The sequence below is a fragment of the Bradyrhizobium sp. 31Argb genome (assembly GCF_043638955.1).
GTDB lineage: Bacteria > Pseudomonadota > Alphaproteobacteria > Rhizobiales > Xanthobacteraceae > Bradyrhizobium.
Genome location: NZ_JBEGDB010000290.1, coordinates 1 through 10,114 on the forward strand (window position 1 = coordinate 1; position 10,114 = coordinate 10,114).

10 protein-coding genes are annotated in these 10,114 nt (G+C 63.3%); 4 read left to right on the forward strand and 6 right to left on the reverse strand.

Annotated elements, in window-relative coordinates:
* Positions 1-229: 229 nt before the first annotated feature.
* Positions 230-676, forward strand: a complete 447-nt coding sequence (locus tag AAFX91_RS34570; protein WP_130582042.1) for an iron-sulfur cluster assembly scaffold protein — start codon at positions 230-232, stop codon at positions 674-676.
* A 63-nt stretch (positions 677-739) separates the two neighbouring features.
* On the opposite strand, the gene AAFX91_RS34575 is transcribed toward AAFX91_RS34570, so the two are convergent.
* The gene (locus AAFX91_RS34575; protein WP_394569546.1) at positions 740-1,672 is read right to left on the reverse strand and encodes a hypothetical protein; all 933 of its coding nucleotides are present in this window, start codon (positions 1,670-1,672) and stop codon (positions 740-742) included.
* Positions 1,673-1,917: 245 nt separating this feature from the next.
* Between AAFX91_RS34575 and yidD the strand changes: the two genes are divergently transcribed.
* On the forward strand, positions 1,918-2,262 hold the full coding sequence (gene yidD, locus AAFX91_RS34580; protein WP_130583139.1) for a membrane protein insertion efficiency factor YidD: 345 nt from the start codon (positions 1,918-1,920) through the stop codon (positions 2,260-2,262).
* A gap of 112 nt (positions 2,263-2,374) precedes the next feature.
* A complete protein-coding gene (locus AAFX91_RS34585; RefSeq protein ID WP_394569547.1) occupies positions 2,375-2,542 on the forward strand; it encodes a hypothetical protein in 168 nt (55 codons plus the stop codon).
* 25 nt (positions 2,543-2,567) lie between these two features.
* On the opposite strand, the gene AAFX91_RS34590 is transcribed toward AAFX91_RS34585, so the two are convergent.
* The 4 genes from AAFX91_RS34590 to AAFX91_RS34605 form a co-directional block, all read right to left on the reverse strand.
* Positions 2,568-3,263, reverse strand: coding sequence for a hypothetical protein (locus AAFX91_RS34590; protein ID WP_394569548.1), 696 nt, complete (start codon positions 3,261-3,263; stop codon positions 2,568-2,570).
* Between the two features lie 24 nt (positions 3,264-3,287).
* Entirely contained in the window at positions 3,288-4,334 is a 1,047-nt protein-coding gene (locus tag AAFX91_RS34595) for an NAD(P)-binding domain-containing protein (protein ID WP_394569549.1), read from the reverse strand.
* Positions 4,335-4,561: 227 nt separating this feature from the next.
* Positions 4,562-5,782, reverse strand: a complete 1,221-nt coding sequence (locus tag AAFX91_RS34600) for a hypothetical protein (RefSeq protein ID WP_394569550.1) — start codon at positions 5,780-5,782, stop codon at positions 4,562-4,564.
* A 2-nt stretch (positions 5,783-5,784) separates the two neighbouring features.
* Positions 5,785-7,158 carry an APC family permease gene (locus tag AAFX91_RS34605; protein WP_130583142.1) on the reverse strand — a complete coding sequence of 458 codons (1,374 nt, stop codon included), beginning with the start codon at positions 7,156-7,158 and terminating at the stop codon, positions 5,785-5,787.
* A gap of 300 nt (positions 7,159-7,458) precedes the next feature.
* On the opposite strand from AAFX91_RS34605, the gene AAFX91_RS34610 reads away from it, so the two are divergent.
* Positions 7,459-8,748, forward strand: coding sequence for an alpha/beta hydrolase (locus AAFX91_RS34610; protein WP_394569551.1), 1,290 nt, complete (start codon positions 7,459-7,461; stop codon positions 8,746-8,748).
* Between the two features lie 3 nt (positions 8,749-8,751).
* Here the strand turns inward: AAFX91_RS34610 and AAFX91_RS34615 are convergent, their stop codons facing one another.
* Positions 8,752-9,912, reverse strand: coding sequence for an MFS transporter (locus AAFX91_RS34615; protein WP_394569552.1), 1,161 nt, complete (start codon positions 9,910-9,912; stop codon positions 8,752-8,754).
* Positions 9,913-10,114: the final 202 nt, after the last annotated feature.

Consider the following 10,114-nt stretch of genomic DNA (forward strand, 5'->3'; position numbering starts at 1 on the left):
GGATTTGTTGGGCATACGTTCTCCGTTAGAGAACTGTCCCTAATTTCCCGTGTCTCACTTTTGGGGGGCACTCCAATGCTGTAACACCGGCAGCATAGCATTGGCTTCTGAACTGGCCCGCGCCGGTGGCATGGCCGGACTGTATTTCGGCCGATACCACCCATATATAGGGCCATGAAACCCTGCCGCCAAGGGCGCCCCTGCCCCTCTGCCCACGAGCTTTATTCGCATGCTGAATGACATCTACAACAAGCGGATCATCGAACTGGCCGGGAATATTCCGCGTCTCGGACGCCTTCCCGACCCCGATGCCAGCGCCACCGCGCATTCGAAACTCTGCGGCTCGACCGTGAAGGTCGACCTCAAGATGGACGGCCCCGTCGTCACCGACTTCGCCCATGACGTCAAAGCCTGCGCGCTGGGGCAGGCCTCCTCCTCGATCATGGCAAGTCACGTGGTGGGCTCGACCGCCGATGAACTGCGCGACTTGCGCGAGACCGTGCGCAAGATGCTCAAGGAAAACGGCAAGCCCCCGGAAGACGGCAAATGGGCCGAGATCGCCCTGCTCGAGCCGGTGCGCGACTACAAGGCCCGCCACGCCTCCACCATGCTGACGTTTGATGCCGTGGTTGATGCGATCGGCCAGATCGAGGCGAAGGCCAAGCAGCCGGCGTAGGCCGCGCCCGTCCCCTCCCGTCATTGCGAGCGGAGCGAAGCAATGACGGGGAAAATGACGGCGTCACTTCGCCGGCTGGACCGGGGGCGGCGTGGCGGTGCTGCCGGTGGGAACCAGGGCTTCCGCGGTCTTGGTCGATGTCGACCTCGCGGGGTGTGCCGTCGTCTCGCCGTCAGCCACGCTCGTGGCGAAACGGTCCTGCGTCGCTTTCGACTTCGCCTCCGCGACCGGGACGGTGGCCGCATTATCCTGCGGCGGCAACACGTCGGCGACCTGCTCGGTGGTGGCGAGATTGGTCAGCCGCAACTCGTCGCGCGACAGTTCGTGCAGTTCTTCCCAGGGGGGAACGCTCAGCGCCAGCGACAACAGGTCGCCTGCGCCGCCCATGTCGAAAGTGTACTTCGCGAGCCGGCCGATATCGCGCTCCACGATCATCATGTCCTGCGCGGTGTAGTTCGCGGCGCGCGCATCGTCGGCGCGGTCGCCCATCCAGATCTGGTGAACGCGGACATGCGCGTCTTCCGGCACGTAACGGGTCTTGCCGGACAACAGCAGGAACACGCACATCGACTCGCAATAGGCTTCCGGCCTGACGCTGGCGCGCTGGCCCTGCGACGTCTGGTTGATGACGGTCGTACCGACGGTGGTCAATGCGCCCAGGCCGCGGAAGCGGCGGCCGAGGGTGATGGCGTCGTTGACTGAGCCGCCGCTGGAATCGAGCACGATGGTGGCGCCGCCGAGCTGGCGGCCGCGGGCGAACTCATCGAAGTCGCGCGGGCTGTCGGCGGTGATGATGCCGACGGCGGACACCCAACCCCTGCAATTGGGCTCGCAGGCCACCCAACTGAACCGCATCGGTGTCTTGCGTTGTTCCAGGCTGGCGCCGGCGCGGGCCGAATTGCCCAGCGTCGTGACCGAGCCAGGTAGTGTGATGCAAAAGGCGGCGGCGCCGAGGAGTGCCAGACCGCGAAGACGAAGCGACGTCACGAGCCTCAATTTGGTTCCTTCCCCCAAGCCCCATGGATGAGCGGTGGCAACGGCCCCATCGCAACGTGACAAGATGGTGTCATCGAAGCATTATCAAAACGGTAACCGTACTGACCTGTGCCGTCCATAGGACCTTCGCTGCAGCGCCGCCCGTGCGGTGCGATAGTTGCGAACTGTGGCGTAAATATCTGCGAGAACTGAGTTCCTTGCTTGGGAACCCCCGCAACACGACGTAAGTTTGCGGTATGACGCCCATGGAACATCGAACGTCACATCAGTTTCAATGCACGGACTGTGCCAGCGCAGCCCGGCGGTTGCCGCGCAATCTCGGTCGCGCGCTGATCTGGATCTACCGGCATACGCTGTCGCCCCTGGTCGGCTACAACTGCCGGCATCTGCCGACCTGCTCGGTCTATGGCGACGAGGCGATCGAGCGCTTTGGGCTGTGGGCCGGTGGCTGGATGACGCTGGCGCGGCTATTGCGCTGCCATCCCTTCGGCACGTCGGGCATCGACAATGTGCCGGAACAGGCGCCGCCCGGCGCGCGCTGGTATCTGCCGTGGCGCTACGGCCGCTGGCGCGGTGTCAACTCGCCGTAGAGGATCGCCCTCTCCGCTGCGTGCTTTCACGCCATGCATGCATCGCTGGCGTGCGGGAACTGTGGCGGCAGTGCGGCATTGACTTCTTGCGTCCGCAGGGAGGACACCAATAATGCGCTGGAAAATCAGCCGCCACGGTCACGACCCGCGCCAGATAGATTTGCTGGCGATCATCGCCCTGATCATTTTGATCGTTTCCGGGTACCTCTATTTCACCCACAAGCCGAACACGCCTGACAACAGCGCCTTCATCGTGCCGAGCCAGAGCGTGCACTGGTGACGCGGCGCGGGTGAATTGGAGCTGTTCACGCAGCCTCGAGCGCCTTGGCAGCTTCGCCTTCGTACACGGGCGTCGCTATCCCGGCCTGTCGGGCTTTGATCTGCAGGGCCAGGATGCGAGAGTAAAATCGCGCGACTCCAACTCCACCGCTGTGAAACCACAACCCTTTCTGTTGCGTGGGCTTCCACATGTTCCGCAGCTCACCCTGCCACGGGCCGGGATCGCGGCGCGTGCCTGAGCCAAAACCCCACAGCGGGCCGACCCTTTTTGCAGTCTCCGGCGTCAGGATGGGTTCGAACGAGCCGCGCTCGTAGCCGGTTGCGTAGAAGATGATGTCGGCGGGAAGTTCGCTCCCGTCGCTGAGAACCACGCTTTCTTCGCGAAGCGCCGTGATGCCGACACCACTTCTCAGCTTTATGCTGCCGTTCGCGACCAGCTCCGATGCACCGACATCGATGTAGTAGCCACCGGGATCGCGCAGGACCTGAGGAAACACGCCGCTCTCGTCCTCACCGAAGGTCAATCGAAAGCCGGCGCTCTCCAGTCGCCGGTAGAAGGCCGCGTCTTTCTCCTTCACGTGCTTCACCAGCTTCTGGTGCATGCCCACCAGAATGCGCAAAGGGGTTGCGGCGAACAACAAGTCCGCCAGGTCGATCGTTATACCCTGCGCCTTCGGCTCGCTGCCGTAGAGCCTTGCAAATCCTTCGAGCAACGTCTCCAACCTCATCACGATGGTCGGACTGCGCTAAATCATCGTGACATCAGCGCCACCAGCGAAAAGATCCGCAGCAATATCGTGCGCCGTGGTGCCTGATCCGACCACGACGCACCGGCAGTCCCTGTGATGAGGGTTGCTACGATACAAGCTCGCATGTTGTTGCGGTCCCTTGAACCGTTCCTTTCCAGGTACGTCCGGGATCGTCGGAGTCCCGAATAGTCCGGTAGCGAGCACAAGCTGCTCCGGGTTGAGCTCGATCGCGCGGTCGCGGCGTTTGACCTGGACGCGCCATTTCCCTCGCGCATCATCGTATTCGGCCCCTACGCATTCTGCCCCGGTCATCACGTCGAGTTGCATCACCGACTGATACGCATCCAGCCAGTCGGCGAAGCGCTCCTTCGAGGGATGCAGCGGCCAGTCGTCGGGGTAGGAGAATCCCGGCATCTGATCAAAGTATGAGGGAGTGTGCAGCGACAACGAATCGTGACGATTTCGCCAGGTATCGGACGGTCGCTCGCGGCGATCGATGATCAGCGTCGGCACATCAAGCTTTCGGAGCTGCACGCCCAATCCAAGCCCGCTGTGTCCGGCTCCAACAATCACGCAGTATGGCTGCTTCGTCGAAGCGGAAATATCGCTGAATCGCTTTTCCGGATGCGCATCTCCGCCATGGCTGACATGGTCGAGGCCTGGCGCTTCTTCGAGGCCTTTGAGCTCCGCCATCGACGTGAGCAATGTCCAGACCTTGCCCTCTCTCAAGCGAATGACTGCTTTGCAGCGAGCGACCTTCGTCTCGAATTCGACGATCCCTTCCACGATGCCATCTTCGAGACGCGCGGGCCTTGTTTGCCGCCATGCCGTGGGTGCCGCACGCGCAAGGCACGCATCCAACATCTGTCGGATTTCGTGATGACCTTCGGCGGTGCGCACGTTCCAGGTGAATGCCAGCAGGTCACGCCAGAATGCGTCCGGATGGAACAGGATCAGCAGCGCATCAATGTCTTTCGCCGCTGCAGCGACATTAAAGAAGCCCAGCCATTTGTTGAATCGGTCGTCGACATCGGCAGCGATCATATCAATCCCTCGGAACTTGAGTGACAGATCACGAACCTGACGAGGCGCGGCTACGAATGGATTACAGGACGCGCGGTCGATCCAGCCAGTGCGTTACGATCGCAACATTCACTTGATGTTGAAGCAAGACCGGAATCTGAAGCGTTTTCGAGCGAAGCGGGGCTCTGGATTCTTGTTTTGACGCGTTTTCTTCACGCGAACCGGTATCCACTTCGCTCGAAAACGCTTCAGCGCCCAAACCAGAAGAAACCGCCGGGCTGCGAACTGAAGAACGGTGCCGGCTGCCGCGGCGCCCTGGGACGCGGCGGCGGCGCTGGTTTGGGGGCTGGCGCATCCTGGGCCACAGCATCGGCGGTGCCGAAGCCGTCACCCGGCAATTGCACGGCAAGCAGCAGGTTGGTTTCATGCGTGCGCCAGCGATAGCCGATGCCGAAATCGATCGGCTGCGCGCGGTGGAACAGCTCGGCATAGGATTCCTGGTAGCGGCCCGGGAATTCGGCGATCGGGCCGGCATAGCGGCCGAACGGGAAGAAGCGCCAGCGACTGTGGTTGAAATAGACCAGCGGAATCCCGGAATCGTCCTGGATGATGGTGGCGCTGTTCTTGAGGATGAAGTCACGCACAACAGTGAAATTGCCGGCGTGCATGAGATAGGACGCGCTCTTGATCAGGCTGTTGCCGGGCGCAAGCGTCTCGCAGAATTTCAGGAAGCCGCTCGCCTTGACGCCGGAATTGGAGAGATCGGTCGAGAAGTAATAGAGCGTGCGCTCGACGCCATCATTGCCGGCGAAGGTGATGCGTGCGCCGCGCACCGCGCCCTTCCCTGCCCCTTCCGTGCCGACGATGCCGTTCTCGTCGAGCACAACCGGCGCGACGGTGCGGATGGTCTTGCCCGAGCGCACCAGGAATACATAGAGGATCGGCAGGGTGCCGCTGATCTCGCCCGCGTGCAGGTCGACCTTCATCTTCTTGGTGATGAAGAAGGAGAAGCTCAGGACCGAAGACAGCGAGCGCTCGACATTGTAGAGCGCAGCACCGATGTCGCCGCGCGGCAGTCTTGTCAGGTCGGGTACCGAGCCGGTCGGCTCGAGCGCGCTGAGCACATAGGTCGTCGCGTTGGAATAGAAGGCGTCGGCGTAGATGAAGTCGGGCCCGGAGAACATGTAGAACATGGTCGGCCGCGGCGCCGCGAGATTGGCCTCCGCCCAGGCGCGGATCTTCGACAACTGGCGCTGCTCGAGCTGCGCAAAGGCCTGGTCGAAGAATCGGGCGTGCTGTTGCCAGGCCGGGTCCCGGGTCAGCGGGACCAGCGGAGAGTCCGCTGACGGCATCATCCCGGCAAGGAAGCGCGCGGTATCGTCCGCGGTCACGGTGTCGGCGGCACACGCCGGCAGCGCCGCGAGCATGATGGCGAAAGCGAGCGCGACAACTTTCAATGGCAGGAACATCCTCATTCGCGACCCGATGCTCCGGCGGCCGCCGGGCGCGCCGCCCCTTTGCGGAAAACGGCGTAGATCAAAAGGCCGGAAAGCATGATCAACGTACCGAGCGCCGACTGCAGCGGACGGTCGGTCAACAGATAGTACATCATGAAACCGGTCACGAGCAGGAAAACCGCAGGGGTGACCGGGTATCCCCAGGCGCGGTAAGGCCGCGGCAGGTCGGGACGGGTGATGCGCAGCTTGATCACGGCGAGCACCGTGAAGAACGAGCAGAACAGGAGCGCGAACTGGATGAAGTCGAGCACCGCCTCGAAGCTGCGCGTGAACAGCATCAACGTCGCCACCGCAAGCTGGAACAGGATCGCATAGGCCGGCGCGCCGCTGGTCGAGTGGCGCGCGAAGATCCGCAGTGCGGGGATGTCCTCGCCCATGGTCATCATCACGCGCGGGCCGATCCACATCATCGCGCTGATCGAGGAGATCAGCCCGACACAGATCATCGCGCCGACGATGCGGCCGCCGAGCTCGCCGAAGATATAGCTGCCGGAGATCCGGGCGACGTCGATCTGGCCGGCAAGCTGGTCGATCGGCGCGGTGTGCAGGAACACCGCGTTCAGGGCGACATAGAGCACGAGCACGATCAGCGTCCCGGACAGCATCGCACGCGGCAAATTGCGCTCCGGCAGGTGCATCTCGCCGATGATGTAGGTCGCCGCGTTCCAGCCGGAGAACGAATACATCACGAACACCAGGCTGATCGCGAACGGCGCGCTGACGATATGGGAAAGATCAGCCGAAGTCGGCGCGAACGAGATCGGCTGCGGCGTCGCGATCAAGTATCCGGCGACCAGAAACGCGACGATCAGCACCACCTTCAGGATGGTCGAGACCAATTGGAAGGTCGAGGAGTGCCTGACTCCGGTAAGCTGGATGATCGACACCAGCCACACCACGCCGAGCGCGAGCACAAGCGGCGGCGCGTCCGGCAAGACCGACTTGCCGTATTCGCCGAACGCCATGGCGGCGAGCGCGACCGGCGCGGCGAAGCCGACGGTCGCCGACACCCAGCCGGCGACGAATCCGAACGCCGGGTGATAGGCGCGGCTCAGGAAATTGTACTCGCCGCTCGAGCGCGGAAACATCGCGCCGAGCTCGCCATAGGAAAATACGCCGCACAGCGCGACGATGCCGCCGACGGTCCACAGCAGGAGGATCGAGAAGCCTGACGGAATGTCCTTGACCTGGAAGCCGAGGCTGGTGAAAACGCCGACGCCCACCATGTCGGCGACCACGATGGCCGTGGCCACGAGGACCGAAACGGTCGACCCGCTGCCGGGGAGCGAACCGGACCATGCCGCGCTGCCCGTGTGTGATGCCGCCATATCGGACCGTACCTTCAGCGCCACGCGCTTCGACGATTCCCATCGTGCAGGCGGAAAACGGCCAATTCAAGCAACGTTAACAAGCATCTAACTCTAGCCAAGATTTGGGTATCATAATACCCCATTGTTGCCTTCAAAGGGCCGGCCTTTGTGTAAACACGAGAGGCGACCCACAATCGCGACACGATTGGATGGTCTTCTTGCTACTTCCGGATGGGGAAATTTTCCGGAAGCTTAACGTCACCTAAACACCGGTGCGCTCAGATTCGGCGTTTGCCGGGAGTTCGGGGTAGCGGGTGGATGATCGGGGCAGCGAACCCAACATTCCAGAAGTGTGATCGCGCGGACCGGGCAATGTCCCCTGCCGCGCGGTCGCGCTGGCCGAGGTCGCCGTGGCGCTGGATCGTGACCGCCTCCCTGCTTCTGCCGCTCGCGACCGTGCTGGCTCAATGCGGCAGAGCGCCCAGCGCTTCGGCGCTTGCGGCGAACACGCACGCGGTTGCGAGCGACACGTTTGTGGATCGCTTCCCGGCACCATCGTTCAAGGAACGCTTCCCGACCGAGCAGGAAAGGCTCGTGCAGCGCCAGGCCGCCGCGCCGACGCCGGCATCCGAGCCGCAGCGTCCCGCGCCGGTCCGGACGGCCTCGCTGACGCCCACGCTCAATCTGCCGAAGCCGAGCGAGCGCGAGGAACTGACCACGCTGGTCAGCATGAGATCCTCCGCCTTCCCCTATTTCGGCAACAACCCGCGCTCGGATGCGCCGTTCCTCAATGTCACGAACGGCAGCCGCAAGGGCCATCGCAGCTATTCGGGCCGCGTCTATTGGCAGGACGAGACCTACAATGACAGCCGCGTCCTGATGCACGTGCCTGAGAATTTCGACGTCGGTAAGCCGGGCGTGATCGTGGTATTCTTCCACGGCAATGGCGCAACCCTCGAGCGCGACGTGCGCGACCGCCAATTGGTGCCGCAGCAGATATCGGACTCCGGCGTCAACGCGGTGCTGCTGGCGCCGCAGATGGCGGTCGATGCCGCCGATTCAAGCGCCGGAAAATTCTGGCAGCCGGGCGGCTTCAAGCGTTTCCTCGACGAATCCACCTCCCACCTCGCCCGCCTCTACGGCGATCCCAAATCGGCGGCAGCCTTCGCCAACATGCCCGTCGTGATCGTCGGCTATAGCGGCGGCTTCCTGCCGACCGCCTGGAGCCTCGATGTCGGTGGCGCAACCGGCCGCGTGCGCGGCGTGGTGCTGCTGGATGCGGTCTATGGCGAACTCGACAAGTTCGCCTCCTGGATCGAGAATAACCGCAGCGGTTTCTTCGTGAGTTCGTACACCCGCTACACCAAGCGGCATGATCAGGAACTGATGACGATGCTCAGGAACAAGGGCATCCGCGTCCGCGAGAGCATGGACGGGCCGTTGCAGCCCGGTAGCGTCGCGTTCGTGCAGACCCCCGACGGCGTCACCCATCGCGATTACGTCACGCTGGCCTGGACCCAGCACCCGGTGAAAGAAGTGCTGGTGAAGATGGCGGGAACCGCACCGCTCGCGCGGATCGCAAGCGCTCCTCCATCGGCAGGCCGTTAGAGCTTACGCCGCCGCCGCCCGGCGGGGCTTTGTCAGCACGATGGTCGCAACCGCGAGCGCGAGGAAAGCCGCGCAGACGTAGCCTGCGCCGTGGAACCAGCCGTGCGCAAACAGCACGCTGCCGATCGCGGAACCAATCGCCTGCCCGATATAGAGCACGGAGGTGTTGAGTGATACCGACGCCGATGCAAGCGCCGGCGCCGCCGCAACCAGCCGCACCTGCTGCATCGAATTGGCGGAGGCAAAGCCGAGCCCCCAGATCGCAACCGAGCCGGCCATCAGTGCATAGACGCCCGCGCTCAGCGCCCATCCGGTCACGCCGGTCAGCATCAGCAAGGTGAACAGCACCGATGTCCGATACGGCCCCCAGGAGTCGACGATGCGGGTCGCGATCACGACGCCGATGAAGCCGCAGACACCGTAAAGGCCGAAGACAAGCCCGACGGCATTGCTCCCGGCTCCGGTCAATCCCGTAAGCAGCGGCCCCATGAAGGTGAAGACCACGAATTGGCCCGCCATCTGCAGCGTCGTGATCGCCAGGAGCACGAGCACCATCCGGTTGCGGCCGAGTTCGATCCAGGTCTTCAGATCGACGGGCGCCCCGAGCAATCCGCGCGGCAATCGCAACAACAGCAGCGCGCAGCTCACGCAGCCGACCAGCGCGATGCCGCCATAGGCGACGCGAAAGCCGTAATGGCTTGCGATGAAGGTGATCAGCGGCAATCCGACCGCAGCCGCGAGCGACCAGCCGAGGAAGATATAGGCGATGGCCGAGCCGCGCCGCTCGACCGGCACGATCAGCGCGCCGGTGCCGGCCGCCTGCGGTGTATAGAGCGCGCCGATCGCCAGCATGACGAGGCGAATGACCAGAAGGCTCACGTAATCAGGCGCCAGGGCAGAGGCGAGATTGGTGACCGTGAGCACCGCGAGCGTGACACCGAGCAAGGTGCGGCGATCGATGCGGCTGGTGAGCCATGCCGTGAGCGGCGAGCCGATGCACAAGACCATCGCACCGAAGGTAATCAGGAGCGCCGCGGCGTGGATCGAGACGTCCAGCGCGCCGGATAGTTCCGGAAGCATCCCCGCCGGCGCCAGCACGGAGCAGCCGGTGACGATATTTCCCAGCATCAGGGAGGTGGGCGCAAAGCGACGTGTGGCGGGCATCATTTTCATGCAAATGCATGTAAACCAGCCGGGCGAGGAAGGAAAGGGCCAGCGGGTGTTTCGATCAGATTGAATCGGCTGCGGGTTGGCTTCACCTCCCCCGCAAGCGTAGGGGAATCGCATATGGCCTTAGGCCGTGTGGACTCTTGGGATTCTCAAATCAGATTGAACGTGATTCAAGGCTTTCTTTTAGGAGGAAGCC